The sequence below is a fragment of the Arthrobacter sp. TS-15 genome (assembly GCF_006964045.1).
Lineage (GTDB): Bacteria > Actinomycetota > Actinomycetes > Actinomycetales > Micrococcaceae > Arthrobacter.
In genome coordinates this window covers 1-26111 of the sequence record NZ_SDXQ01000062.1, presented here as the reverse complement: position 1 = coordinate 26111, position 26111 = coordinate 1, and the positions used below count along the sequence as shown (strand labels likewise).

Below are 26111 nucleotides of genomic sequence, written 5' to 3'. Positions count from 1 at the left end.
GAAACAATCGGCATCGGATTAATGCTGCTTGCGCTTTATCTCGCGGCGATTTTTGTAGTGATGCTCCTTTCGTTGGCAACCGGATCAGAACCAATTTCAACGCTGCCCATAACGGCTATAGGGGCACTGGTAGCAGCAGCTGTTTCATTGGCTCTCCGTCGATATACCAAGCGGCTTCGGAACAGTTCGTGACAGACTCATAAATCCCGAGTTATTTGAAGAGGGTGGCGTTGCCACTACTCAAGGTAAAGTGCTTAGCACTTCAGCAGAGGCGCTCGGCCGGCACTTCCCAGCCGAGCGCCTCTCTGTACGGATAGGCACTGGAGTCAGAGCCATCAAGACTTCGACAATGTCTCACCCAGTTTGTGCTTTGAGATCACTTTTTGGCTTGATCGTATTAAACGGGACCCACCTCTAGCTGGCGGTTTGGTGGTTTCTTGTGTGGGCGAGGCGGTAGGAGTCGGTGCCGGTTTCGATGATGGTGCCTTTGAAGGTGAGCCGGTCCACGATCGCTGCGCAGAGGCGTGGGTCAGTGAATGTCTTCGTCCACCCGGAGAAAGATTCGTTGGTCGCGATGGCCACGGATGCTTTTTCTTCCCTTTCGGTGAGGACCTGGAAGAGGAGCTCGGCGCCGCGTTTGTCCAGTTCCATGTAGCCAAGCTCGTCGATGCAAAGTAAATCCACGCGTCCGTAGCGGGCGATGGTTTTGGCGAGCATTTTCTCGTCTTCTGCTTCGACGAGTTCGTTCACGAGCCGGGTAGCGAGAATGTATCTGACCCGGAAGCCTTTCTCCGCAGCCGCCGTGCCGATTCCGATGAGCAGATGTGATTTCCCGGTCCCGGAATCGCCGATCAGACACAGGGGTTGGCCTTTGCGGATCCAGTCCCCGGTGGCCAGGGTATTGATCGTTGCCTGGTTGATGTTCGGGTTCGCTTCATAGTCGAAGTCCCCAAGCCATTTATCCCGTGGGAAGTTCGCTGATTTCACCCTCCGGAGAGAGGAGCGCCGGTCCCGGTCATCACACTCGGCCAACAGGATCTCGGCCAGGAATCCCTGGTAGGAGAGCTGTTCCTTCCCTGCCACTGCCAGGGCCTCATCCAGGACTGCGCGGATCGTGGGCAGGCGCAGCCGGCGGCAGGCCTGGTCCACGGCCGCGACCGCGGCCTGTTCGGTCAAGCCGCGACGGCGCCGAAGGGTCTGGGAAATAACAACGGGTGCGGTGGGACTCATGAAATCTGCTCCTTGGACGGCGGGGTGGAGGATGACTGGGCACGGAATTTGAGTAAGTCGTCATAGCCAGACACCGAGGGCAGTGGGCGTTTGTCGGGTGGGAGACCTGCGATCACTGCTGCAGGGTCCGCCAGTCGGCGCTGGGTGAGACTGACAACGCGGTGCTCGAGAACATTCTCTTTTGCACCGGGATGGCAATCGGGTTGGACCCACCCTGTGTTGCTTTCGGATGCCACACGCCTGGCTTCCACCGCGACGACGTCTGCGCTCACGGCACCGACACGAAGCGCCGCGGTGATCCCGTCGATGACGTCACGTGCGTCCATGCTCCGGTGGAGCAGTAGAACATCGATAAGTTCCCGGGTGGCCTCAGCATCACCATCGGTTTTCCTAGCCGCAGCCCAGAAAGCGTCGTGGGCGGGGGTGAATGCCCCGGATCCGCGGGCCTGCGCCAGGGCCGTGGACCCGGGCAAGGCGCCTGGTTTTATCCTGAGCACTTCAAGGTAGTGGTCCAGTTGCACGCACTGCCCGCCGCGGGCCACGGTCCTTGGATGTTTGGCGATCAGGGTTCTGCCATCGAAGATCCTCACCTCGGTAGCGCGCAGGGACACCCTGACTTTTCGGTTGATGAACCGCACCGGAACGGAATACTTCGCCGAGCGGACCGTCACGAGGGATGACCGGTCCACCCTTGGTGTCAGGATCAGGCCCGGGTCGAAGTCCTCGACCGGCAACGGTGCCAACAAGGGGTGCTCAACAGCGAAGTCCTGCCCGACCGTGCGGAGCCGCTGGGAAATCCGGCGGCGGTCCTCAGTCTCGTCCCAGACCCGGATCCGGTCATTGAGCTCCACTAAGCTATCCACGGCCGGAACAGGGGTCAGGAAATTCCGGCGAAACCGTCCCACTTCTCCTTCGACCCCGCCCTTCTCATGGGCCCCTTCGATGCCCGGGATGCAAAAGAATGAGTCGAACCCATAGTGGGATTTGAACAACACCCATCGTTCGTTCTCCACGCGTTGCCGGCCGCCACCGTAGATGACCTTCGTGACCGCGGACGTGAGGTTGTCGTACCGGATGTGCTTCGTGGGGACCCCGCCCAAAGCATTGAACGCTTCGATATGGCCTTCCAGGAATGCCTCCTGCGCGCATGTAGGGTACACGCGGTGGACAGCCTTGCCCGAGTGGGAGAGCCGGTAAGCGAACATGTAACAACGGGTGCGGACGCCGGCGACGTCCACATACACATCACCAAAATCGACCTCGGCCTCCGCGCCAGGGGCATGTTCCTGAGGCACAAAGACTTCCATCGGGGCCCGTCCGGCCTCGATGGCAATCTGGGCCCTCCGGGCCTTCACATACTGACGTACCGTCGAATACGAAATCATCGCCTGATGCTCATCAACCAGACGGTCAAAGATCCTTTGGGCGGTATGGCGCTGCTTCCTCGGAGCATCAAGATCAGCCGTAAGTATCTGGTCGATCACAGCCCTGATCCGGTCCAGTTTCGGTGCCGTGCGGGCAGGAATCCTGCGGGGCGGCGGCTCAGCAGTTGCGAGGGCTTGCCGGACAGTCCTTCGGGAAACATGATGCTCCCTGGCAAGCGCGCGGATCGACCATCCCTTGACGCGTGCGTCCCGCCGGATCCTTGCAAAAAGCTCCACCCTCAACCCCATCACTGCCTTCCACCATTGGAAAAAACCTGATGAAATCAACGGTGGGGTGGGCTCAGTTCAAACTGCGATTCCTCGACCGGCGAGCCGCAAGTGGGCTCAATTCAAACTGCAGAAGCGGTCTCCATTCAAGCTGCCATAATCAGCGCGTGTCACTCCGTGAGTATGCTGGCGATATGAGCGATCCCGAGCTTGTGGCTCTGCCAGTAGGGTTCGAGCGGTTCCATCGACGTAACTTCGTCAACTACCAGCTCAACCGGGCTCATGCGTTGGGCTTCGCCGACCGCCATGAGCTAGCCGACGCCGCGGCACACGTACGCTCGATGGATGACTGCGTCACCGTGTTCGAGGCCATATCGAGCCGGGCGGCCGCCGAGGCGCGGCCTCGACAGGCGGCGGGTTACGCGAGGATTGCGGAATTCTTCACGCCCCCGCATTCGGCGGAGAAAACGAATCGGTACCGCCTCTATCTCAGGCTTTTCGGAACCGCCTTCGCAGATGCTGTCTTCGTCCGTCACGAGGTCCCCTATGCCGACGCGGAACTGCCGGCGTATGCGCTTCCGGCGGTCGGGACACGGACTGGCGACACTGTGCTACTGCACGGCGGGTTCGATTCCTTGATTGAAGAGTTCTTTCCCATCTGTCAACGTGTCGCTGCCGCCGGTTTCGACGTCATTGCGTTCGAGGGCCCGGGACAAGGTGGTGCGCGGGCATTGAACGGGCTCACCTTCGATCATGACTGGGAAAAACCGGTCGGGGCGGTGTTGGATCACTTCCGCCTCGACCGGGCGGCTCTTGTTGGCATCTCAATGGGTGGATACTGGGCTCTGCGCGCCGCAGGACGCGAACCCCGGATACAGAGTGTTGTGGCTTGGCCGCCGGTGTACGACTGGCTCCACCGGGTCCCACCGGTGTTGCGCGGCCCGGTTCGCGCGATGTTGCGCCACCGGCGCTTCATGCGCTGGAGCGTACGCACCCGTGCCCGGCTGTTCCCGACCCTTCGCGTCGTGGTCGATCAGGTCCTGTACATGCTTGACAGCGACGACCCGGTCGATGTCGTTGACTGGTTCATGGGCATGAACGCCGAGCACCTGGGCAGTGGACGGGTGAACCAGGATGTACTGCTGATGTGCGGCGAGCATGACGTCTTCCAACCACCGGCACTGGCCCAAGCACAGGCAAAGGCGCTCACTGCCGCCCGAAGCGTCACGACGCGCATGTTCACCCTTGCCGAGCAGGCCGACCAGCACTGCCAGATGGGAAACCTCGAGCTCGCCTGCGAGGTTCTTACGGCATGGTTGAATGCTGCAGGCACGAACGGCGGCGTTTCCAGGCAATATTCCGATCCCTCTCCGGAGCAGACCGAACCAAAGTAGAGGTGACTGTGTCCGCACAGGGCCCCCGCTGTCGGAGTGCGGTGCGGGCGGATTTGTCAGGCTTGCATTTCGTTGCCGGTAGTACAGCGAGGGTTACGGCCACGGTGAAGGCCTCGCCTCCGACGCTGGAGCGAGGTGCAAATCACTCTCCGGGGCACTTACGTTCTGCGAGCTCCTCGTAAGCAGGGACCGGCCGGGCCTCAGCCTCCTGGGGTGTTGCTGCTACCCCGTTCCGGTCAATATCCTCAATCAACCACTCCATCTCGAGAATCTCCCGGCGCTGGGCCTCACTGATTTCGACGGCGAGTTCACACACCCGGACGTCAGCCAGCTCGGAGCGCTCCGACCGGGTGATAGCCAGCGAATGGTGCGGAATCATCCCGCTCATGAACGCGCTGTCCTGCACCGTGGTCTGTGTTCGGTCCAGGAAAGCGCCACCGCCGAGAAGCAGGAGGCTAATCACCACCACGGCCACGTTCGCCTTTGTGGTCCGATACATGTTCAGCATCCAGGCGAGCATGATCAAACCCATGGTGCCGCCCATAGTTAGGGCCATGAACATCCGGCTCTCGCTCCAGCGCACATGGCTCCATTCCCAGGAGCCGATAAACATGACGAAATACATCACCACCATCCCGGTCAGGATCATCGCCCCGAAACGCAGGTACATGTTCCTCATGTGATGGGACTGGTACTCGTCTCTATCTTGCCCGTGGGACTGTCTTTTTTGGTTATTCGACATGGGACTTCTCCTTTTAATGTAGTCAACAGAAGGTTGTAGGCCGCCCGCCAGCCTGCTGACCGTTTAAGCCGTTTGCCTGTTCGGCTAGAGGTTTGTGGTCGGGCCGAGAATGCTACTGGCCGCGTTCCACTGACGGATCTCGCAGCCGTCACGGAGGGCGAATGAAATGTCCACTGGCACGCCATCGACCATGCCGGTCACGGTGGCTGTTTGGGGTCCGCCGTATTGCTGGGTGCACACCACGTCTTTGCCCCGAGGCTGTGGGATGAGCACTCCAGGATTGTTTTTTAATACCTCGCAGGCCTTGGTCGCAGAGGGGTGTTGGCTTTCATTCGTTGGAGCCCCGTTCCTGCACGTCAGGGTGTAATTGATGGCGGGTTCGGAATCGGACGGTTTGACCATGATGGCGAGCTCGGCGTCGCCGCGACCGAGCCCCGGCGGAAGAGAAGGCGGCGAAGGTGACAGGCCGGGAGTAGTTGTTGTGGGGGCGGGCCGCGGCGTCTGCTTTGTTGGGGCAGGGCTGGCCGAGGGTATATCGGATGCTGTGGGCTGTGGTGGTCCGCCGCTTGGCGAGCATGCACAGAGGCTAAGAACGGAAACCACCACGAACGTGCGGATCATCGTCTGTGGCATGACGTGCCTCCTCGGAGGGCTCTCGGTTGTTGCGGTTGTTTTGCGCAATCCGTTTCAAGGGTGCGCGTTCGGCTTAAGGATCAATGGGCAGTCCGGTTCAGTTCAGTGCAGGCAGCCGTTTCTGGGCTTCTTAGATGCTCCGGAACAGCGCGGATGAAAGTATGGACACTACGGGTACGGGTGTTCTTGCATCCATAATGACGAAAAAGCGTGCATCCATAATGACGAAAAAGCGCATACCGCAGCAGCACGAGCACAGACCACGCGCAGGTGGCGGCAGTTCTTTCCGGGCTGGCCCGCCCAGGCCGCATGGACCATCTCCCGCACCCGGGCCCGCAGTATCCCGCGGAAGCACTGTCGGACGGCGGAAAAGCCCGCAACCCTGGCCGTCAGTGGAAGCGTCATGGGTCAAAGTGAACGAGGATGTCGCTGTCGCCGGAGACGGATGCGACGACGGCGGCGGCGAGGTCCCGGAGTTTCATGTGTCTGGAACTGGCAGCCCGGCGGAGAATATTGAAAGCGGTGTCGTGGTCGCAGTTGTTCTGGCCCATCACCACTCCCAGTGCTGATTCAATGACCGCTCTATGTTCCAATGCTGCGTATAAGTTCTGAACGGTTTCCGTAAGATCGGTGATCCGTAAGGCAGAGCGGAGCGTTCTTGACGCGTGCTCGGCGAATGCCCGCGCGGCTTGAATGTCGTGACGCGAGAAAGCATCTGATGTGACGGCAGTCAGGCTCATGACTGCCCGGCTTGGGTCTTCCACTTCCAGGGGGATGCTCACACAGGATCTGATACCTTGCTCGGTGGCGGATCCAGCAAGGCCTGACCAGCGGTCATCGCCGGTCAGGTCAGAGGAATGGACCGTGCGTTGTTCGGCCAAGGCCGTCAGGTTTGGGCCTTGTTTGAGGTTGTCCTCCAATTGGTCCAGCGACCGGGCCAAAGGTCCGCTCCACGCCGTGATTGGATGCCTTTTCGGGCGAGTGATTGTTATGGAGCAGGCGGAGTCGGGGCTGTCGCAGGTCACCGTGTTTGCTGCGACGGCGGTGAGGTTTTCCACGAAATCCTCGAGCTTTCCCTTGTTCAGCATGAGGTCCTCCAGTTCCACCGCCAAATCCGGTTTCGGTATGGCCAGGGTAGCGGTCTCGCAGTGGTTCTTGATCAGGCCAGTACCGGCGCACTCGCGGACTTCGGCGATTGCAGCTGCGGCAGCGTGCTTGTCCCTGAATGGACCTGAAACAGCTAAGACCCTGCCGTCGGGGGCGAGGAGCTGGAAACGTATCTGGAACTGATCATCGGTGAACAGTTCGAAATGTCCGGCCATGATGGCCATCCTCCCTGCCAGGTCAAGGTCCTGAGTGCCGGCGGGTAGAAATTATCGTTGGGTAGGCGCGGGGCCAGAGGTGCGTCAGGTCCCGCTGCTTCGCTGCTTCCATCACCTGGCGGGGTGCCCGTGTCTGAACCATTGACCCCACGGCTTTGTTGGCCGCTTGGTCGGGGAACGATGCCGTAGGCGGGTGGCGGCGGTTCGCAGTTGCGCGATACGGATCGCGCCGGCGACTGCTACGAGGAGTCCGCCGACGATCGCGGCGATACAAAGGGCGATGCCGAGGGGAACCGAGCCCGCGAGCCCGAAATACTGTACGGACACCTGTTCCTGGTTTTGGAGAATGAAGAGAATCAGGACTCCCAGGAGTACAAGGCCAGCGACAGTGGCCGTCCACACAAAACCGGCCCTGGTGGGGTGCGGCGGATTCCCGGTGGGGCGGTGGGAGGATGTGCGCGCCCCGATCGCCGGTTGCCGTGCAGGCGGTGCCGGGATGAGACTTCGGGGAGTCAGCGGATGTGTTTGCACGGTGCGACCTTCACTTTCACGTTTCATGACGTGTCTCCTCTGGGCCTGTATAGAGTCCGAGGCCTTTGATGAACCAGTGGGCGCCGGCCATCATCAGCAGGAAGCCGACGGCGCCGATAATAATGAGTTCTGTTGCGATGCCCACGATGACAAGGGTGAATGCGGCTACCAGCGTGAGGAGTCCATGGACCATCGTGGCGGCCTCCCTGGTGTGTTTCCCGGGCGCGCCGCTCTGCAGTGTCCGGTCCAGATCCGGGTCAGTGGAAGCCAGCTCCTGTTCGAGCATTTCAAGGCGTTTGCGTTCGTCCTCTGACAGTGCCATGGATTCCTCGCTAACTTCTGGGATCAGGTCGGGTGTGGGAAATCAACGTCGGGCACATGGATGGTCAGGTGATGTTTTGCGGTGCCCGACGCTTGTGTTTCCGGTGTCCGGCGGCAACTCCTGCGGGTTAGTTGCGCCGTTGATCGAAGCTGAATCCACACGCGCACCGGTAGGTGTGCAGGCTGCGGTCGTTCTGTGCTGTGGTTTGGTCGCCCGGCGGGGCGGGATGAACGATGATCAGTTGCATTTGTTCACCACAGTGAATGTGCGAGTTCAGCATGCGGCGCAGTTCCGGATCCTCCGATGACCTGCCCGGTAGGGCACTTCCCGACTGTTCCTGTTCCCAGGAACGGCGGTCTGCCTGGGTGTTCTGAGGTCGTGTCATTGTGCCGCTCTCCTTGCTCAGCCCAGCGAAGCAAGGAGTTCACCGCAGGCGTGTTCACACTGCCGGCAGGCTTCGGCGCACACCTGGCAGTGGCGGTGCATCGAGGCGTGCTGTTCGCGTTCGTCCGCGCAGGCCTGACAGGCTGCGCGGCACGCTTTGAGCACGGAACGGGTGGTGTCGGTGGCAGAGCCGGTGTGGCGGGAGAGAATCTTGCCGGTGGCGGCGCAGATGTCTGCACAGTCGAGGTTGGTGCGGATGCATGTGGTCAGCTCGGCGACCATGTCTTCACTGAGGCAGGCGTCGGCGCAGGCGGTGCAGGTTTGTGCGCAGTCAAAGCACGCCTGGATGCATTCGGCGAGCTTGGTCCTGTCGACGCTTCCGGGGTCTTTCGGGTGTGCGTCCAGCATGGACTGTACGTGTGTCATTGCAGTCTCTTTCCAGGGGGTATACAGCAGGGTTGAGGAGGGCGAACGGCGGACCGTTCTACGTCCTGCTGATGGAAAGTTCGACCACGGTAAGCGCAGGCAGGTCAGGCTCCGGAGGCGCTGCGCCGTTGAGCAGCGCATCCCCGGGCTGCTGGTGGGTCACGGGTGGTGGGTCCAGGGCGCCGGTCCTCATGGGGGCTGGTTCGCCGCGGGGCGCATGGCGCCGTTGGCAGCAGTCCTTTTCGATTTCTTCAGTCCCAGGTGATGGCGCGGCGCTGTGTACGGCGCCGGTTGAGTGGGAGGTCGAGGGTGGGGTGTCAGCGGCACTGGCTGCGGTTTCCGCTTGTAGCGGCAGTTCCCTGGAACTCGGATCGTCTGCTGCCTGAACCGGGCCGTGCCCGGGAACGATCGCGTACCGGCTGCCGGAGGTATAGGAAGCGGCTCCTGTGAGGAGAAGGGTCAGCAGGAACCACACGAAGAGGCTTCGCAGCCAAACGGGGCTGTGAAGCATTCCTGGTGAGGACCACTTCAGCGCGGCCATCTCCGAATCCCGGTGGGTGTCATATAAAAAGCCTAGCTACGGGCGCTGCCCGGATGGTCACGCATGTATCACTTTTAGGCGTCAACTTGGAGGCCAGGTGGGCTCAAGGAACCGGCCGTCCCTCCCGCGGTTGCTTGGTTGTCCGCCCACAAGCACCGGGAGGGATCTGCCCGAAAAATCCAGACGGGCTATGGCGGCCCGGGTGCAGCCGGCCTCCAGAAGGGCACCGTGACAGGACAGTATCGGCACTCCGAGGGGGCGCCCGGTGTTTTCCGACAACCACCGGATGTATCCCCTTGACCGTCGGTGGACCTGGCCGCCGGCTGCCTCCATCAGTGCCATGGTCGTGGCGTTACTCACGGCGCTGCTCGGCGGTTCGGGTTTATGCCAGGTGTCCTCGTGGCCGTTCATGCCTGCGTGAGTCCTTGCGCATCGGCTCCTTTCAGAAGGCTTCGCAGCTCCGGGTCGGAATAATCCGCAGCAAGGATAGCGATACGCATCTGTTCCAGATGGTCCAGGATCTCCTCACGGTACTGGCCCTTTCGGTCGCACCAGGCGAGTTCGTGGAGGAGTCCCAGGAGGCGGTCCGCAACGGCAGGGTCCCCGGCTCCGTATTTCCTGGGCTGATCCATGGCCATGTCGAGCAAGTCCCGCAGCGTGGGGAGGGACAGCACCACCCTGATGCGCCCGTCCTCGTCGGTGAGGTGCTCCGGCCCGGGGTTCCTGTCCGCCAATCGGCACAGGAGGTCCGAGAGATGACCAATGACATGGACTGCGGTAGTGGGGTCGTTAATGCCCGGCGAAAGGGCACGCACGGCAACATCCACCAGTTGCCGGAACCCGAACCCCACGTCCTGGACGTTGGTACGTTCAAATCCTGTTGCCAGGGCCGCATTCACCTCATGGGTCAGCTTCTCCCGGGTTTCCGCTCCCAGCATGGCCCCCTTTTTCACGGCCCAGGCGGTGGCGAAGGGAACTCCCACCACCAGAGAACTCCCCGGTGGAACGTCCAACCGCACCACGGCCCCGCATGTCGTGACAGCGCGAAGGAGCGCGTCTTTATCAACGGAGGTCAAAAATCCTGAGGAAGAGGAAGTGATGGGAACTCCCTGTGATGCGGGAACCGGAGCGGGTCCGTGCGCAGGCCGGTCCTCGGCAAAGACCCGGTCGATGGTGTCCTGCGTTTCCAGATTGACCCGGCGCATCATCGTTTCCACCCGAATCTCTCGTGCCAGGTGCGCCAGGAACAGCACCAGGCCGACCACACTGGCGATGGCGAGGGCAAACGCGACGGTGACCGAGATTTCCGGTACGAAGGCGGTGTTCCCGTTGCCCTCGTCCCGGACGCTCCGCAGGACCGTCAGCGCGAAGGCGAAGGCAGCCAGAAAGAGGGCAAGTGTTCCATGGACAAACCGGTCAGAGGTAAATGTCCGCAAAAGCCGCGGCGAAAATTGACTGCTGGCCAGCTGCAGCGTGACCACCGTCAGCGAAAAGGTCAGGGACGTGACCGTGATGAGGGATCCCGAGATGGCCTGCAGGATCGACCGGGCAGCTTCCGGACCTCCACTGAAAAGAAAAACTCCAACGTTCTCCGGGAGCTCACCGTCAACAGCTGAATCCAAAGCAGGCAGCGCCACCCCCATCACGACGGCCAGTGCCACCGCCAACACAGGAAGTGGCCATAACTGCGTCCGGAGCGAGTCCAGCACGTGCACGGCACGGCCGTTCATCACCAGCAATTCCTCTGTCGTGAGAGTGCTTCAATCATGAGCTCCTGCTTCCTGACCCCTACCGGTGCGATGCGGCCCTCTCCCACTAGCCTTGGTGCAGCTAAACGGAAGGGGAAATACTAAGCGTACTGTCAGTGACGGTGTCCCTGTCCTTGATAGTGCCGAATTCTCTGTCGAAGGAGTACGAAGCGTATGTGGTTTGATTCCTGGCCGGATATTATCCGGGTCCTGCTCATCGGCTCGGTCTCGTATGCCGCCTTAGTGGTGCTCCTGCGGGTGACGGGCAAAAGGACCCTGGCGCAGCTGAACGCGTTCGACTTCATCGTGACAGTCGCCTTCGGATCCACGCTGGCCACTATCCTGCTTAACTCGGACGTCGCCTTCCTGGAGGGGTTGACGGCGCTCGGGCTGCTGGCGGGCCTTCAGTTTCTCGTGGCGTGGGTATCAGCGCATGTGCCCGGGGCAAGGTCAGCTGTGACCTCACGACCGGTGGCTCTGGTTGTGTCCGGGGAACTTCAGCATGCCCAGCTGCGCAGGAACCGCCTTAGCGAATCCGAGGTGCTGCAGGCGGTCCGTGCGACCGGTTCCGGTGACCTTTCGGACGTTGCAGCGGTGGTCCTTGAAACCAACGGGGCCATGAGTGTCATTCCCAGGAGCAAACTCGGCAACGGGTCTGCTCTTGATGGTGTTCAGGATGCTCCCGGGCCCGAACTCCCATGACAGGCCACGACCACCGGTCTGGCGGCCCGGGCGCGCAGTTAGGAAGAGGACGGCTTCGCCGTGCTGAGGTACTGGCCCGGCGGCTGGATAAACCGATGGGGATCCTCGGGGTGATCTTCCTCTTCGTTGTGCTCGGCCAGCTGGTGGCGAAAGAGCCGGCCATGGTCACCGCTTTCACGGTCGCGGGGTGGTTGTTCTGGGCTGTGTTCGTTTCCGAATTCCTGTTACGCGCATACATTGCCGGTTTCAGCAAGGACTTTTGGCGGAAAAGCTGGTGGCAGGTCATCTTCCTGCTCGTACCGTTCCTGCGGTTCTTCCGTGCACTGCAAGCACTTCGACTCCTCCGGATCACGAGACTGGCCCGCTACGGCTCAATCCTTTCCGCCGGTGTCCGGGGTTCCCGCTCGGCTGGACGGCTTTTGACCAGCAGGATCGGCTGGCTCACCGCCGTCACCGCGGTGGTCATCCTGGCCTCCAGCCAACTCCTCTACGCAACAGGTGAGCACAGCTCCTACGCCCAGTCCCTGTATGAGTCAGCCATGGCTGCGATCACCGGTGACGGCATCACCGGCACCAGCACCTTCTCACGCATCATCCAGGTCCTGCTGGCCATCTACTCGGTGGCCGTCTTCGCCACGCTTGCAGGTACCCTCGGAGCCTTTTTCCTCCGACAAAAAGAATGAGGAACGGAATTCTCGGCGTGCCCGCAGCAGGAGAGGCTTGAATCAGGGTTACGGGCGCGTCAAGAATGGCCCAGCCCCATCACGGGTGCATAACACGGGGTTGCCGGGACAGATCAGGCACGTAGCCTGAATAGTGAGCGGCATAGCGGAACCGAATGCGGGCAGGATGCAGAACCTGCCACCCGGGGACCCGTGAGATGTCCGGGACACAACCCACAGCAAGATGGTCCCGGCGCAGCCGGTGGCTTCGCGGTCGGATCATCACCTGCCTTTGATCGGCAGCGGCCGCCAGCAGTTGCCGGCCTGATGTTACGGCTGATGCGAGAACACGCAGGCTGTCAGCCCTCCATGGGCTTTTCGCCGTAGTCCCGATTAACTAAACCCCTGTACGGCAGTCTGATCGATGACTGAACCGGGAAGGACACCGCATGAACAACGCAAGACGTGCTCTCGCCGCACTGCTGGCGCCAGGTATTGTGACGCTGCTTCTAACGGGCTGCACGCCCTCACCTGACGAGGACCACTACGCGATCGCGGTGGGGTCAAACAAGGACTTTGCCGGCTTTGAACTGCGCAGCATATTCATTGTCACTTCGGCGGAAAACGAGCCGGGTCGCATATTGGGGACGATCTTCAACAAGACTGCCGAGAACATGGATCTTGTTATAGGGGACCGCGACGACGAGCTGCCCTTGAACATTCCAGCCGGGGGAAAGGTGGATTTTCAGGATGTGCCGACTGTCCTCAGCAGCACAGAAGCAAGGCCAGGCGCGCGGACCGACCTGACAGTCAAAGCTCGTGGTGACACGACCAGTTTTGACGTGGCCGTACTCGACGGGACATTGGGCCAATACGCCCCATATGTTCCAAAGTGAGTTCGCTACCGGCTAGGGGATGTTTCAGTCCTTCGGCTAGCTATTGACCGCGGGGAGCAAGGGAAGCGCCGTCATGGCCCTATCTGATGAAGAACGCAGGAGAATTCAAAACCTCGAACAGGAACTGGCCGAAACCGACCCAGGCCTGGGTCGCCGGCTGCAGGAGGGGATGTCCCGGCGTTGGACATCCGCCCGCACTGTCTACGGTGTCCTGGCAAGTCTGGCCGGCTTCGCTTTGGTCATGACCGGAATCATCAATCAGCTTGCGGTCATCGGCGTCGCTGGCTTCCTGCTTATGGTCTCAGGAGCGCGTTGTCTCCCTGGTCACTTTCCTGATGGCGTAACCAGGCAGCCGCCACAACGCCGTGCCGATGGAGGCCCCTAAAGAGGGTGTTGCTAAAGCAGCGGACAGCCCTGGACCTCGGTCTCAACGAGGAAGCCGAATTCCCGCCGGGGAAGCTACAACAGCAACTGGAAGCATTCTCAGCAATCCGGGGACACCTGGTCCTTTGACAATCTCCGGCCTCGCACCGGCGTCCGGAGTGTAGGGATCGTTCACTGGATCCAGTGCCACGCATTGTAGAAGATTTTCTTCACTTTATTGATTTCTAATAAAGCGCGTATTTTGCAATAAAGTCGTCCAGGGCCGGGCTCGGAGCGTACCCAAGGTGGCTTGGCTCCAGTGAGTCCTCGGTTGTCCTGACAGAATCCCTGGTTTCGTGGTTCAACGGCGGACGGAAGCCTGCGGATGCTATTCACGCATGGGAAAATCCCAAGACTCAACCAGGCCCGCGCAGGCGCTGATTAACAGCGGCGGCAGCGGCTGGCCCCGCTCCTTGATGGAACAGGTTCCTGCGCCGGTGTTGCGTGGATCACATTTGGTCTATGGTTATTCGGGGTCGCCACAGCGTCGTGGCGCCCAATCTAGAGCGGAGAGAATGTGACGGCAGAGAAGCTTCGGGTGCTGGTCCGGGTGGATCTCGACTGTGCAAAGGCTCAGGTTGCCGCGCAGGGTCATGTGACATCCAAAAGCGTCCAAGGCCTGTATGCGGTGATGAAGCGTGCCAACTCGCTCACCGCGGGCATGGCCCTGGAGCTTGATATGACCCGGGCCCGGATCGAGCCCGATGCGTTGGAAGAACTGCGGGCCTGCTCCAGGTCCCACCATCTGCCGGCCTGTGTCGATCCGCTCCAGTCCGACTACAGGCTGAGCATCCTCGCCCCTGACACTGCTGCCCTGGCGACGGCTACCCAGGCAGCCTGACCGGCACCAACCAACTCCTCAAATCAGGGAAAAATCCATGATGAACCGGCGGCTACGGATTGAGGAATGGGTGCCCTATCCTTCGCATTCACTGCAGTACGAGTGGCCGTTGCTTTCGCGGGCGAGTTGGGACCGGTGCCGGACGAGGAAACAGGAGTAGCAGGTGAACTCGTCCGCTGCCTGGGGGATGATCTGAACGACGAGTTCCTCGGCGACGATTTCTCCCCCGGGGGTCAGGCCCTCATCGAGTGCATCGGCTTCGTCCAGTTCCTTGATAACGCTGCGGGCATCCGGGGCGTTCGCGGACTGCAATGCCTCCAGGGAACGGTCCTGGGATTCCTTGACGTCGGAACGGACTTCGTCGTAATCGGCTGCCACTTTGGTGATTCTCATTTCTGACGTTTGCTGCGCGGTTCTTCTGACGAGACAGCAACGTACACCACTGCGTCGCTGTTCCCACTTCAGAGGACCGAAAGATGTCGGTGTGCCGCCTTCTGCCGCGGACGGCTCCGTGCAGTCGTGGCGCAATCGCCAAAGCAAGATGCCGCCGCCCGGATCGTGCCTGTGGCCGGTGGTGCGGTCTTGTGCCGGCGCTGACCGGGCCCGGCACGTTAGCCCACGCGGATGCCATTATCAGCCAGGAACTCGCGGGCACGGCCCAGCTGACGGTCGGTGGAGAAGGCGTACCACTGTTCGGCCAGGTCCTCGCCGTGGAGGAGGTCGCGGAACCTGCCGAAGGCGCCTTTGCCTCCGATAGCGCGCTCCAGCCGCTCCCGGAGGGCCTCATCGTGCTGCCGCTCAGCAAGGCCGCCATGTCCCGCCAGCCGTCCCGTGAACCGGTCCGGTCGAGGCGAAGCCAACGGTTCGGCTCCTCCTCAACGTCGATGGCGGCGTCCTCCCCGACCATCATCGGGTCAGTGGCGGCCTCGTCGTACACCTGCCCGGTGCGCAGGTCGAGATAGCCGCCGGTCGACAGGTCGGGATCCCCTTCCAGCACGATGCTGAGCATCTCGAGGTCTACCGGCACCACGCGTCCTGTCAGCGGTTCGCGGCGCAGACCGGCGAGCAGGTCCTCGGCCAACACCTGGTCACCAGCGCCGCCGCGCCCTGTTAGCCGGTTGATGACCGACAGTGCCACCGGCTCGGTCTCCTGGCGGTTACGCTTCAGCGCCATCGGTATGCCGGCGCCCACCTGCTGCAGAGCGTCGTCAATGTCGTGTCCGGTTACCGCCGCGAGGAAGCGGGCCGCATCTGCGGCCGCGATGGCTTCACGCAGCTCGGACAGGTCCAGCCCCGGCACATGCACAGGTGCGGGCCAGGCGTGCAGCAGCATCGGATGCGACTGACCCGGTTTCTTGGGCGCCCGGCCCTCCCCGTCGTCGTCAGCCCACCGGCGCCCGTACTGGTCCGGGATGCTGCCCCATCCCCAATACGGCAGGGGGACATCCGGACGAACGCCCAATACCTCCAGCGGGTCGACCTTCACCTCCCCCACCACGCACCGGTGCATCCAGGCATCCCCAAGGTCGAACGTGAACTGAAACTCAGCCCCCGCTTCCACCGTCCGGACGACCTTGGCAGCAGCAATGTCAATCGGTGCGATGATCGGCCCGCGGATCGACGATCCGGCCATCTCGGCTCCCGTCTCGTCATCCGTGATGACCCGGCCGTCAGCCAGGGTAAACAGTGACAGGTGCGAGCGGTCCCACCGGGCGAACGCATCGTTGATGGCATCGGCGAGATCCATGAAGGTATGCGACGGCCCGACCGCGAAGATACGTCCCGGCCACGGCCACAGCTCCTCACCCCGACCACCGAGCAATTCCACCGTCACCGACAACCAGGTTCGCGCCATACCCCCAGAATGCCACGCACCACGGCCCGTTCCGCAGCCGCGCTACTGCAGGGCCCCGGCCGCCCGGATCCGTTATCTCCCCGCCCATCACCTCTCGTGAACTGCCGCGATAGCATCTGCTGGATGGACAAGGTGCAATCGCGGACAGGGGACGCTCCCCACACCGACCGCGCTGCCAAGCGGGCGGCATCCGCATGAGGCTCATGAAAACAGACGTCATCGCTGGCTTGCCGGCCCCGGCAGCCAGGGCGTTCCTGCGCCGGACCAGGTTCGCAGACTTCGATGAGGAGTGGGCCCTGTCCCTGCTCTCACCACATGGCGTCGCCAGCCCGCGCTCCACCCTTCTGGGCCTTGAAGACGCCGGGTACATCGAGCGTGCCGAGCACTCCCACGGCAACCAACGGTGGTGGAGATCAACAACGCTCGGCAATGCCCTCGACATGGCCAGCTTCGGGAAACCGATCACCCGCAAAACAGCGGACCGGCTGGTCGCCGAACTCATCGACCGGGCCAAAGCCTACAACGCCGATCCCACCAAACCCTGCTTCGTGCAACGCTTGAGGATCTTCGGCAGCTACCTCGACACAGCGGTCGATCCCCTCGGCGACGTGGACGTAGAACTCGTCCTTGGCCAGCGCACCACTGATCCGCAGGAGATTCTGCGATACGGTACCCCCAGCGGGCGCTCGTTTCCGACCTTCACTGATCATCTGCTGTGGCCAGGCAGGGAAGCCGTACTCATCCTGAAGAACCGCTCCACGGCCATCAACATCACTCAGGAAGATATTGATGAAATCACCGACAAGACCAAAATCATCTACTCCATGGCAACCGATGAAACGTGTCCCCCTCCCCCGCCCTCGTAACAACAGCCACCGCCTCACGGCTGGCCATGTCGCTGAGCCACCGCCTCACGGCGGGCTATGTCGCTGAGCAGCCGGCCTGCGTGTCAGCCGCACCCAACACGTCCGGCACCCGCTACCGTCAAGGCATGTCGAGAGGACGAACGGAAACCACAGCAGGGGCTGCGCCCCTGCTGGCAGGCCAAACGTCGATCGACGACGTTCTTGAGCAGCCGTACGACCTGACTCCCCAGCTCCCCCTCCATTGGGCTGCACTCGCCGCAGGCCAGCGTCTTCACGCCGCCCGAAACTCTCCAGGGGCCCCGATCTCTCCTCCGAACGATGAAGCCGGGAACGACCACGATTGAGGTCGCCCTGCCCGTATTGATGGAGGGAGCTCGTTCAGGTCCAGTGTCGCCTGTCGATTGGATAGCACCTGTTCGGCCAGTCGGATATGTGCGCCCGGTCCGCCCAATCTTTTCAATCCCGCTTGTGCTGCACGTTCACTCATGAAACTGGAGTCATCCGGCACCCGCAGAGCCCCGACCAAATAGCGCTGACCGGAGCTTCGATTTATTGTGTAGCCAAACCTGAATCGCCGGGAAAGAGTCTATTTGGCGGCTGCTGAGTTGAAGTATTCGCACATGTTCAAGGGCCTGGTTCGCCGGTAAGGCTTGACTTAATTCCAAGACGGGCCTAGAACTCAACCTGACAGGCCAAATGGATTGGAGGCGTCGGTGGGCGGACAGCGGATCGGGTACGTGCGCGTGAGTACGCTGGACCAGAACGAGAAACGACAGCTCGAAGGCCAGGTTCTGGACCGGGTCTTCACGGACAAGGCCTCCGGCAGGGACACCGCCAGACCGGAGCTCACGGAACTGCTGCGGTTCGCCCGCGACGGGGACACCGTGGCCGTGCACAGCATGGACCGGCTGGCCCGCAACCTCGATGACTTACGCGCCCTGGTTCAGACCCTGACCCGCAAGGGCGTGCGGGTGGAGTTCGTCAAAGAGAGCCTGGTGTTCACGGGTGAGGACTCCCCCATGGCCAATCTCATGCTTTCGGTCATGGGTGCCTTCGCTGAGTTCGAACGCTCCCTCATCACGGAACGTCAGCGGGAGGGCATCGCGCTGGCTAAGCAGCGCGGTGTGTACAAGGGACGGAAGAAGACCTTGACACCCGAACGGGCTGCCGAGCTGGTCCAGCGCGCCGGCAGCGGTGTTTCGAAAGCCCTCCTTGCCCGTGACTACGGAATCAGCAGGGAAACGGTCTATCAATACCTTCGCCACACCCAACCGGAGTGAACTACTCCCTACCAGCGCCATCGTTTGCCATTAGACCGGCCGGAGGTTGACGGAATCTACATTGTCGGCGTGGCGGAATGCGCAGGGCAGTGCCCCGGGAAGAGGGTGCGTGTGTGGGTTGCCAGCCTTGTTGGCGAATTGCCAAACGATCTGGCGAATCCTTCCAGCGAGTTGCCGGAGCGCTGGTAAGATCGCCCGAAAACATGCATATGGTCAGTTCTGGATCGGGTCGTCGCTTGGCATCGGCGCCGGAGACCAAGCCCGAACGACCCTGAAGCCGAGCCTTTCGTCAACTCCGATGGCAACGCGGGCTGGCGGCGCTCTGTTCGTATGAGCGCATACTTCAGTCCGCTCGCCTGCGCCGTTGCCAGCAAGGGACAGACGCGATTTCCCCGCTACGCCAAGCTCCTCAGCTCGCCAACTGATTGGCAATTTCGCCATCTTTCCTGACAAGGCACAGCGCGTGATTTCAAACAAGACGTTTGAACCGGGCCTTTTGCCCGTAATTGCCGGAGTCAGGTCTGGTCAGCCAGGACCCGGTTCATGACGGATGTCCAAGGGAGGCAGGGCAATATTCGGGCATGGTCAGGATGGGAACGTATTGGGTGGAAGTTGTGCCATGGGAAAACGTTGCCTATGGTACTAAGCACGCTTAGTATCCCGGTTTTCGCGGAGGACTGCTGGGCTTTCCGATCTTGAGGAGAAGAATTCGTGCCAGACGACAGCAACATCCAGATCCCCGGTGTCCCAGCAAGCGAGCCTGCCAGCCTGGAAGAGCCCACAGCTCCGCGGGAGCCCCTGCCGCCCAAGCCGGATCAGCAAGGACCTGAAGCGGTCTCGCCCACTGGAAGCCCGACAGGGGCGCCGGCCGCGTCGCGCGCCCAGTCCGGCCAGTACCTGACCACCGCCCAGGGGCTTCGCCTTCGCGATACTGACCACTCCCTGAAGGCTGGCTCGCGCGGCCCCATTTTGCTGCAGGATCACCACCTGCGGGAAAAGATCACGCACTTTGACCACGAACGCATTCCCGAGCGTGTGGTCCATGCCCGCGGCGCGGGAGCCCACGGCGTCTTCCGCTCCTACGGCACTGCAGCGAACATCACCCGCGCAGGCTTCCTGGCCAAAGACGTTGAGACCCCCGTCTTCGTCCGCTTTTCCACCGTGCTGGGCTCCCGGGGCTCTGCCGACACCGTCCGTGACACCCGCGGGTTCTCCACCAAGTTCTACACCGATGAGGGCACCTACGACCTGGTGGGCAACAACATCCCGGTCTTCTTCATCCAGGACGGCATCAAGTTCCCGGACATTATTCATGCCGCCAAGCCGCACCCGGACCGTGAGATCCCTCAGGCACAGAGCGCTCACGACACGTTCTGGGACTTCGTGTCCCTGCATACCGAGGCCCAGGCGCACACCATGTGGAACATGTCTGACAGGGGTATCCCGCGTTCGTACCGGACCATGGAGGGCTTCGGCGTCCACACTTTCCGGTTCGTCAACGACGAGGGCAGGACAACCCTGGTGAAGTTTCACTGGAAGCCAAAGCAGGGTGTGCACTCGCTGGTGTGGGAGGAAGCGCAGATCATCAATGGCATGGATCCGGACTTCCACCGCCGGGACCTGGCCGACGCCATCGAAGCCGGCGCCTACCCGGAGTGGGAGCTCGGGGTCCAGACGTTCCCGGACACCGAAGACCAGATGTTTGAAGGCATCGACCTGCTCGATCCCACCAAGTTCGTGCCGGAGGAATTGGCTCCGGTCCAGCCCATTGGTCTCATGACGCTTAACGCCAATCCCACTAACTTTTTCGCCGAAACCGAACAGGTGGCGTTCCACCCCGGCCACCTGGTTCCCGGGATCGACGTCACCAATGATCCCCTGCTCCAGGTGCGCCTTTTTTCGTACCTGGACACTCAGATTTCCCGGCTGGGTGGGCCCAACTTCGGCCAGATTCCCATCAATCGTCCGCATTCTCCGGTGAACGACATGCTGCGGGACGGGATGCACCAGCAGGCAGTCCATGGTGGAGTTGCTCCCTACCGGCCCAACTCGCTCGACGGGGGCTGCCCGTTCCTCGCCGGACAGGACATGGGAGCGTTTATTGATGTGCCGGAGGAACTGGCTGCCTCCATTAAGGAGCGGAAGAACCCGGCTTCCTTTGATGACCACTACAGCCAAGTGGGCCTCTTCTTCCGCAGCCTCAGCCCGGTGGAACAGAACCACGTGATCCAGGCCTACACGTTCGAGCTGGGCAAGTGCTACGAGAAATCCATCCGGGAACGGCAGCTTGCGGCTCTGGCCAACGTGGACGCCGGACTGTGCGCCGCAGTAGCGGAGGGCCTGGGCCTGCCCGTCCCCGATGCGACAGAACAACTGCCGGAGTCCGACCCCAGCCCCGCCCTGTCCCAGGTAGGCAAGACCTGGCCCGTCGCCGGCCGGGTCGTCGGGATTCTCGCCGATGAGAACAGCGACCTTACTGCCGTGAACGCGGCACGAAAAGCCTTGGACGCCGAAGGTATCGTCCCGCTGGTCATTGCTCCATCGGGCGGCTTCCTGGGATCAGAGAACGACGGTGGGGTCCCCGTGCAGCGGACCTACCTCACCGCCCGCTCCACAGAGTTCGACGCCGTCATCGTTTCAGCGGCTGCCGCTCCGGCTCCCGATGCCGCACCGGGGCTTGACGCCAAGGCCGGCGCTCCCGCGGACGCCTCCGACCCGCGGGCAGTTCCGCTGCTGACTGAGGCATTCCGTCACGCAAAGGCCATTGCCACCATGGACAGCGGCTCAGCGGCTCTAACCGCGGCAGGAATACCTCAAGATGCCCCAGGGATTGTCTCCGAGGAAGATGCTGAAGCCCTGGTAACGGCATTGACCGGACTCTTGGCAGCCCACCGGGTGTGGGAACGGTTCCCGGCCGCCTCAGCCTAGGGCCCAAGCAAGGCGAGTTGACCGTCGAAGGGGAGCGCCGGCGTCGTATCCGGACGGGCGCTCCCTTCCTTGCTTCCGGCGCCGGTACGCAGGGTTTGCCGTTAGGTTCAGGTTCTACAACGTTTCACTCGCTCCCTCATCAGGGAGCGCCAGAAGGAGGGCGTCGCCTTGGCCAAGCAGCGCCGCCTACAAAGTCAGGAATAAGACGCTCACTCCGGAACTGTCGGCCGAGCTGGTCCAGCGCGAGGGCGTCGGAGTTCCGAAAGCGGTCCTTGCCCTTGAAATAGGATCAGCCGGGAGACCGTCTACCAGTACCTGTGCCACGCCAAACTGGAGTGAACTGCTCCCCCACCGGCGCCGCCGTTGAGCCAGTCCGACGCGGGCTAGCTTGACGGAATATTTATTATCGGCTAAAAGTTGGGCTAGTGATTAGCCTGAACTCCGGCTAGAGTTGTATCATGAGAACGGTACCGCTCAGCGAAGCCAAGGACAAGCTTTCCGCCCTCGTGGAGGAAGCTGACAAGACCCACGAGATCATCCAGATCACCCGCCACGGGCACCCATCGGCCGTGCTGATGTCCGCCGCGGACCTCGAGTCGCTGCAGGAAACAATCCATTGGCTTTCCCAGCCTGGCATTCGCGAAGATCTGGACCAAGCCCGGCGCGACATTGCTGACGGCAATACGACTAGCGGTGATGACCTCCGCCGGGAGTTCGGGCTGCCGCCGCGGTGACTGATGCACAAACCGCCGGTCATCCGCCATGGAAGGTCGAAGTTACCAGCCCGGCGTTGAAGGGTTTTCGGCGGCTGCCGGAGAAGGCAGCGGCGGCGATCGTCGAACTCGTCACCGGCGTCCTCGCCGATAACCCGTACCGACTGAGTAAACCGTTGACAAACGAACTCCTCGGCCTGCGCACCGCCCGCCGCGGTGACTACAGGGTGTTGTTCACCCTCGACGTCGAGGAGCACATCCTGTATGTCCACCGCATCGAACACCGATCCGACGTATATAAGCCCCGTTAGCCGAACTTCAAGGAAAGATGTGCCAGCTGGGAGCCTCTCCCCCGGTTCAGGTTGACGAAAGGCCGGTTATCGGCTCAAAGCACGATAGGGGAAGGGGGCTCCGAGAGCTCCCGTGGTTCCTTGTGAATCCGGGATTTCCCCACCGGAACCTGGCGCGCAACCAAGCAAATATTTGCTCTGCGAGATGGTTCCGAGGCAGCCGCGTCATCTCCCGCCGGTTAGCTTCAGGTCGAACCGGATGCTTCGATCCAGACGTTCGGCAGTGTCTCTGCCCCATCGTTCTGCGCGAGTGCTCCGCCAGCCGGTTCGCTGTTCCGGTCTTGCTGCGCGCTGCATCCTTCGTCGTAGTCGGTTGCCATTGTGGGTCCTCATTTCTGTCGTTTTCTTCGCGCTTGTTGTCCAGACTGCAATGCACACCGTTGTTCCGGTCTTCCCGTTTAGGGGCAGGGCGGCTGGGCCGCTGTTTAGTGGCCACGTGAGGGGACATAGGGGGCTATTGTTCGAACGTGTCGTCTTGTATGGGCACGTTGATCTGGACTTACTGCGCTGGTTGAGGGACCGTCGTTGGTTGGCCGAGACGTGCTGATACTGATCGGGCTGCCGCTAGCACGCTGTTCGTATGTGCAGCAATTCGGTCAGTTCCGGTGCGGGACCGCGGCGCCTTCACCGTGATGCACCCCACGGCTTTATTCCGGTAATCACGCACGACGGCAGATATGCCGACTTCCTCAAATGAGCTAAAGCCGTCGTTCACGGCGAGGCCCTGTTCCTTCACGGCTGCGAGGTGGTCCCGGTAGGCGCCATGGGGACCGGATTCGGGCGAACGGGTGATCCGGCCCGCTCCCAGCAACTGTTCCGCCTCATCAAAGGGCAGCTCGGCGAGGAATATCCGCACTGAAGAGCTCTCGTATTGGTTGTATCGGGTTCCGATTGCCGCAGTGTGTTTAACCTGGTGCGGGCTGGGGATCTCCTCCACGACTATGGCCTCAACCCCGTTCCATACGGCTAATGCGCTTGTTTCCCCCGTGATTTCAGTAAGTGCTTCCAGATCGGCTTGTGCGGCACGGCGGACGTCAAGCTCGGCGAGGAGGGGACCGGCGAGGCCAATCAGGCCCAGGCCAAGCCGGAAGCGTCCTGTCTCTTGGTCGCGTTCGACGTACCCGGCATTGGCCAGTCCGGTGAGAATCCTGGAGACAGTGCTCTTATGCAGATTCACCTTTTGCGCTATTTCCGTTACGCCCAGTACTGGCTTTCCGGTGGAGAACGCTTCGAGGACGCCAAGGCCGTTCAGCAGCGAGGCGGCAGCCCCTTGGAGTGGTTCGTCGTTGAGCCGCGGCCTGCCTGGCATATTTTGTCCTCTGTCGATGTTGTCAGCAGCCGCCAGCAGTACTGCTGCTGCGGCGTCCGTAGGTCGGCCCCGCCTCCCATCTTAGGGCGACGTCCGGGACATCAGAGGGTGGCCGGACGTCCCGTCCTTTGAGCCACTGATCCTGCCTTGAGCGTGCGTGCGGTACTACTGGTGGCCGGCTTCGGCTTGTTGGGGGTCATATGGGTGGCACGGGCAGTAGTCCCTTGGAACAGCTCGCCCACGTCGATATTCAACTTGAGCCAGCCCCTTTGTCCAGTCGTCCCTGGCATCAGGCGCCGACCTTTCGTTGCGTGCTGCAACAATCGGCATGGCGGGACCCGCGAATCCCTCACGGACCTCGACGCCCTTTGACTTGTTGCAGTGTCAGCAACTATATTGATTATATAGCAACAGCACCACCCGCTGGGTACAGGTAAGTGGGTGGGGATGCTGCTTAGGACAAAGGCGGGCGGGGGGCCGCTGCCAGAGTTCAAGAGAAAGGCCCTTCGACGTGACGGGACAGTTTGAGATCTTTCGGGACGGCACCCGCTTTTGGTTCCGGCTCACCGGTGAGGAACGCGAGGTGTTGGCGGTTTCGGGCGCATTTGCCGAAAAGGCGCAGGCCGCGAAGGCCATTATGGCCGTGCGGGAGAATGCGGCGGCCGGTCACATAGTAGACAAGTCACCAACCGCCGCATCGGCAAAGCCCGCTCGGAAGACTTGCTCCCGCCTCGCACACAGGGCTGGCCGGCAGCCGTCACGGCCAAGAGGCGGGCCGGAGTTGCACGGCACCCAAACCGGCCCGGCAACGCGATCGAAGCTGAAGTTTCTAATCCACCTCGATATCGATATGAGCGAGGCACGCATTCAAGTCCGGGGTCGTGTCACCGAGCTCAATCTGGCGGCGGTGTATGCAGTGGCCCGACGCACCAGCACCATCGTCAGCGGACCGGCCGTGGTCCTTGATCTGCGTCAGGCCGCGGTGGGAGTGATCCCACTGGGCGACCTGCGGTCGGCCTGCCAGTCCGGCGAACTGCCCGCGGCAACAGGCTCCGCGCCCACGCCTTGCCGGCTAAAGATCTTGGAACCGGCCGCAGCGTAAAGGCGCAAGATTTCAGGATCAACGGACGGTGGCTGCCCGCACCTGTTGCGGTTCAAATGCAACCACCGAAACGCTAAGGGCTTGCAAGTTTGAGGAGGAGCCAAACATGATGCAGCGGCCCATTGAGGAATGGTGGGGTGACCTTGACCCGGCAACCCGACAGTGGTTCGCGGAGAATCCCGGCTGCCTGGTCCTCCCGCGAACAATATCCAATGCCGTTTGCCAGGTGTCTGGCGATCACGCCGGCCAGGATCGGCACGGGCGCCTGGAGTTATCGGCGCTGGATCGCGAGTTCGTCAGAACACGGGACGGGAAAAAGAATCAGTAGGGAGGGACTTGGCGGCTCACAGCGAGCTCTTGGTCGACGTCCCACCACGACCACACGCTCGGCGTGGCGTCCTTTCGTAAGCGTGACTTGGAATGAATGAGTGGTTTTCTTACGGAATCGTTCGGAGGATAGACGTGATGATTTTCTTTGGTGTGGGTCACACAGTTCGTACTTCTGGTCAGGATGGGGAACGGTTACTGGGCACGGCAACCCGGCTGCCGCCTGTGAGACGCCCCAACCATTGCGGTGACGATATGCAGCTAACCATGCAAGGGGCTGCTGCTGCGAGGAAATCCCCTTCACCTGGGTTAAGCGGTGACGGGCGGGATTTGCATCTCGTGTGGCAATGCCAATGTGGTTTTCGTCTGGATCCGCATCCAGCCCCATCAGAAGTGTGGGGCGCCGCTGCGGTTTGAGCCCGCCGAAAGAGAAGTGGCGCATGCCGTCCAACGGCTACGTCAGGATATGCGTGTCGTGTCGGCTAAGGGAGCGACGTCGAACTGCTTGCCGAACCGGATCAGCTCACACGCGATGAACTTCAGACGGGGACCTCTCTTGGACGCGAGGAACAAACATCGTCTGAGTGCATAGAACGCAACTTCCGCACCAGACGGGTTGGTGCCTGGCGCTAATTGTCGGACGGCGAAGTTTTTCCTTTTTCGAAAAGAGCAGAACAGTCAAAGTTCCTCACCGAGGCCCATCAGAAGGTTGAGGAGCTGTATCCATAGGGAGGTTTTCAATTGCCGTTATCAGACAGAGAGCGGAAAGTGCTTGAGGAATTAGAGCTGGACTTGGCGGCAGAGGATCCTCGGCTGGCTCAGGAACTCTCGTCAGGCTTTGTGGAGCGCAGGGTCAAAGCAAGCAAACACCTCGCCGCCATCGGATGCCTTATCGGGGTTGTGTTACTCATGGCGGCTCTTCCACTTTTAGC

General features: G+C 61.6%; 29 protein-coding genes and 2 pseudogenes. 16 read left to right on the top strand and 15 right to left on the bottom strand.

Annotation, left to right across the window (positions count from 1 at the left end; translation table 11 throughout):
• Nucleotides 1-414 precede the first annotated feature (414 nt).
• Together istB and istA are read right to left on the bottom strand one after the other, a co-directional pair.
• Nucleotides 415-1230 (bottom strand): IS21-like element helper ATPase IstB, encoded by an 816-nt coding sequence (gene istB, locus EU811_RS21530; protein WP_142940311.1) that lies wholly within the window; start codon nt 1228-1230, stop codon nt 415-417.
• Complete coding sequence (istA, locus tag EU811_RS21525) at nt 1227-2903, bottom strand: IS21 family transposase (protein ID WP_142940339.1); 1677 nt, start codon at nt 2901-2903, stop codon at nt 1227-1229. Before istA ends, istB begins: the two co-directional genes overlap by 4 nt.
• A 173-nt stretch (nt 2904-3076) precedes the next feature.
• On the opposite strand from istA, the gene EU811_RS21520 reads away from it, so the two are divergent.
• The gene (locus EU811_RS21520; protein WP_160147681.1) at nt 3077-4276 is read left to right on the top strand and encodes an alpha/beta hydrolase; all 1200 of its coding nucleotides are present in this window, start codon (nt 3077-3079) and stop codon (nt 4274-4276) included.
• Nucleotides 4277-4418: 142 nt separating this feature from the next.
• Here EU811_RS21520 and EU811_RS21515 read toward each other — a convergent pair whose 3' ends face one another.
• From EU811_RS21515 to EU811_RS21475, 9 genes are all read right to left on the bottom strand, one after another.
• A complete protein-coding gene (locus EU811_RS21515) occupies nt 4419-5018 on the bottom strand; it encodes a DUF305 domain-containing protein (protein ID WP_238703506.1) in 600 nt (199 codons plus the stop codon).
• A gap of 84 nt (nt 5019-5102) precedes the next feature.
• Nucleotides 5103-5420: an SSI family serine proteinase inhibitor gene (locus EU811_RS24440; protein WP_238703511.1), complete on the bottom strand. Its 318-nt coding sequence runs from the start codon at nt 5418-5420 to the stop codon at nt 5103-5105.
• 632 nt (nt 5421-6052) lie between these two features.
• Nucleotides 6053-6973, bottom strand: coding sequence for a GAF and ANTAR domain-containing protein (locus EU811_RS21505; protein ID WP_160147680.1), 921 nt, complete (start codon nt 6971-6973; stop codon nt 6053-6055).
• Nucleotides 6974-7084: 111 nt separating this feature from the next.
• Nucleotides 7085-7531 (bottom strand): LapA family protein, encoded by a 447-nt coding sequence (locus tag EU811_RS21500; protein WP_142940307.1) that lies wholly within the window; start codon nt 7529-7531, stop codon nt 7085-7087.
• Nucleotides 7521-7826, bottom strand: coding sequence for a DUF3040 domain-containing protein (locus EU811_RS21495; RefSeq protein ID WP_142940306.1), 306 nt, complete (start codon nt 7824-7826; stop codon nt 7521-7523). Before EU811_RS21495 ends, EU811_RS21500 begins: the two co-directional genes overlap by 11 nt.
• A 127-nt stretch (nt 7827-7953) precedes the next feature.
• Nucleotides 7954-8211 (bottom strand): hypothetical protein, encoded by a 258-nt coding sequence (locus EU811_RS21490; RefSeq protein ID WP_142940305.1) that lies wholly within the window; start codon nt 8209-8211, stop codon nt 7954-7956.
• A 17-nt stretch (nt 8212-8228) separates the two neighbouring features.
• The gene (locus EU811_RS21485; RefSeq protein WP_142940304.1) at nt 8229-8636 is read right to left on the bottom strand and encodes a four-helix bundle copper-binding protein; all 408 of its coding nucleotides are present in this window, start codon (nt 8634-8636) and stop codon (nt 8229-8231) included.
• Nucleotides 8637-8694: 58 nt separating this feature from the next.
• The gene (locus tag EU811_RS21480; RefSeq protein WP_142940303.1) at nt 8695-9177 is read right to left on the bottom strand and encodes a hypothetical protein; all 483 of its coding nucleotides are present in this window, start codon (nt 9175-9177) and stop codon (nt 8695-8697) included.
• Nucleotides 9178-9584: 407 nt separating this feature from the next.
• A complete protein-coding gene (locus EU811_RS21475) occupies nt 9585-10907 on the bottom strand; it encodes a DUF2254 domain-containing protein (RefSeq protein WP_142940337.1) in 1323 nt (440 codons plus the stop codon).
• A gap of 192 nt (nt 10908-11099) precedes the next feature.
• Between EU811_RS21475 and EU811_RS21470 the strand changes: the two genes are divergently transcribed.
• The 5 genes from EU811_RS21470 to EU811_RS21450 all read left to right on the top strand — a co-directional run bounded on the left by EU811_RS21470 (nt 11100) and on the right by EU811_RS21450 (nt 14449).
• Nucleotides 11100-11627: a DUF421 domain-containing protein gene (locus tag EU811_RS21470; protein WP_142940302.1), complete on the top strand. Its 528-nt coding sequence runs from the start codon at nt 11100-11102 to the stop codon at nt 11625-11627.
• Between the two features lie 95 nt (nt 11628-11722).
• Nucleotides 11723-12310 (top strand): ion transporter, encoded by a 588-nt coding sequence (locus tag EU811_RS21465; RefSeq protein WP_142940301.1) that lies wholly within the window; start codon nt 11723-11725, stop codon nt 12308-12310.
• 428 nt (nt 12311-12738) lie between these two features.
• Entirely contained in the window at nt 12739-13185 is a 447-nt protein-coding gene (locus EU811_RS21460; protein ID WP_142940300.1) for a hypothetical protein, read from the top strand.
• 73 nt (nt 13186-13258) lie between these two features.
• Complete coding sequence (locus EU811_RS21455) at nt 13259-13570, top strand: DUF3040 domain-containing protein (RefSeq protein ID WP_142940299.1); 312 nt, start codon at nt 13259-13261, stop codon at nt 13568-13570.
• Between the two features lie 555 nt (nt 13571-14125).
• Entirely contained in the window at nt 14126-14449 is a 324-nt protein-coding gene (locus tag EU811_RS21450; RefSeq protein ID WP_142940298.1) for a hypothetical protein, read from the top strand.
• Nucleotides 14450-14524: 75 nt separating this feature from the next.
• Here the strand turns inward: EU811_RS21450 and EU811_RS21445 are convergent, their stop codons facing one another.
• Both EU811_RS21445 and EU811_RS24435 read right to left on the bottom strand, forming a co-directional pair.
• Complete coding sequence (locus EU811_RS21445; protein WP_238703510.1) at nt 14525-14770, bottom strand: DUF4193 family protein; 246 nt, start codon at nt 14768-14770, stop codon at nt 14525-14527.
• The gene (locus EU811_RS24435) at nt 14691-16304 is read right to left on the bottom strand and encodes a hypothetical protein (protein ID WP_238703513.1); all 1614 of its coding nucleotides are present in this window, start codon (nt 16302-16304) and stop codon (nt 14691-14693) included. The genes EU811_RS21445 and EU811_RS24435 overlap by 80 nt, the downstream gene beginning before the upstream one ends.
• Nucleotides 16305-16507: 203 nt before the next feature.
• Here EU811_RS24435 and EU811_RS21435 point away from each other — a divergent pair, with 203 nt between their 5' ends.
• The 7 genes and pseudogenes from EU811_RS21435 (at nt 16508) to EU811_RS21405 (ending at nt 22402) form a co-directional block, all read left to right on the top strand.
• Entirely contained in the window at nt 16508-17170 is a 663-nt protein-coding gene (locus EU811_RS21435; protein ID WP_238703505.1) for a hypothetical protein, read from the top strand.
• Complete coding sequence (locus EU811_RS21430; RefSeq protein ID WP_142940297.1) at nt 17146-17514, top strand: hypothetical protein; 369 nt, start codon at nt 17146-17148, stop codon at nt 17512-17514. The genes EU811_RS21435 and EU811_RS21430 overlap by 25 nt, the downstream gene beginning before the upstream one ends.
• 369 nt (nt 17515-17883) lie before the next feature.
• A complete protein-coding gene (locus EU811_RS21425) occupies nt 17884-18450 on the top strand; it encodes a recombinase family protein (protein ID WP_142940296.1) in 567 nt (188 codons plus the stop codon).
• 711 nt (nt 18451-19161) lie between these two features.
• Nucleotides 19162-21378, top strand: coding sequence for a catalase (locus EU811_RS21420; RefSeq protein ID WP_142940295.1), 2217 nt, complete (start codon nt 19162-19164; stop codon nt 21376-21378).
• A 123-nt stretch (nt 21379-21501) separates the two neighbouring features.
• A pseudogene (locus EU811_RS24430) lies at nt 21502-21717 on the top strand (recombinase family protein); the annotation flags it as partial.
• A 119-nt stretch (nt 21718-21836) separates the two neighbouring features.
• The gene (locus EU811_RS21410; RefSeq protein WP_142940294.1) at nt 21837-22112 is read left to right on the top strand and encodes a type II toxin-antitoxin system Phd/YefM family antitoxin; all 276 of its coding nucleotides are present in this window, start codon (nt 21837-21839) and stop codon (nt 22110-22112) included.
• Nucleotides 22109-22402, top strand: a complete 294-nt coding sequence (locus EU811_RS21405) for a type II toxin-antitoxin system RelE family toxin (RefSeq protein ID WP_142940293.1) — start codon at nt 22109-22111, stop codon at nt 22400-22402. Before EU811_RS21410 ends, EU811_RS21405 begins: the two co-directional genes overlap by 4 nt.
• A 224-nt stretch (nt 22403-22626) precedes the next feature.
• Here EU811_RS21405 and EU811_RS24615 read toward each other — a convergent pair whose 3' ends face one another.
• Together EU811_RS24615 and EU811_RS21400 are read right to left on the bottom strand one after the other, a co-directional pair.
• A complete protein-coding gene (locus tag EU811_RS24615; RefSeq protein WP_274595848.1) occupies nt 22627-22761 on the bottom strand; it encodes a hypothetical protein in 135 nt (44 codons plus the stop codon).
• Nucleotides 22762-22940: 179 nt separating this feature from the next.
• On the bottom strand, nt 22941-23750 hold the full coding sequence (locus EU811_RS21400; RefSeq protein ID WP_142940292.1) for an IclR family transcriptional regulator: 810 nt from the start codon (nt 23748-23750) through the stop codon (nt 22941-22943).
• A gap of 511 nt (nt 23751-24261) precedes the next feature.
• Here EU811_RS21400 and EU811_RS24610 point away from each other — a divergent pair.
• The 3 genes and pseudogenes from EU811_RS24610 to EU811_RS21385 all read left to right on the top strand — a co-directional run.
• A pseudogene (locus EU811_RS24610) lies at nt 24262-24417 on the top strand (YegP family protein); the annotation flags it as partial.
• A gap of 183 nt (nt 24418-24600) precedes the next feature.
• On the top strand, nt 24601-24852 hold the full coding sequence (locus tag EU811_RS24420; RefSeq protein ID WP_238703512.1) for a hypothetical protein: 252 nt from the start codon (nt 24601-24603) through the stop codon (nt 24850-24852).
• Nucleotides 24853-25920: 1068 nt separating this feature from the next.
• The coding region (locus EU811_RS21385) for a DUF3040 domain-containing protein (protein WP_142940289.1) at nt 25921-26111 on the top strand (191 nt) is incomplete at its 3' end.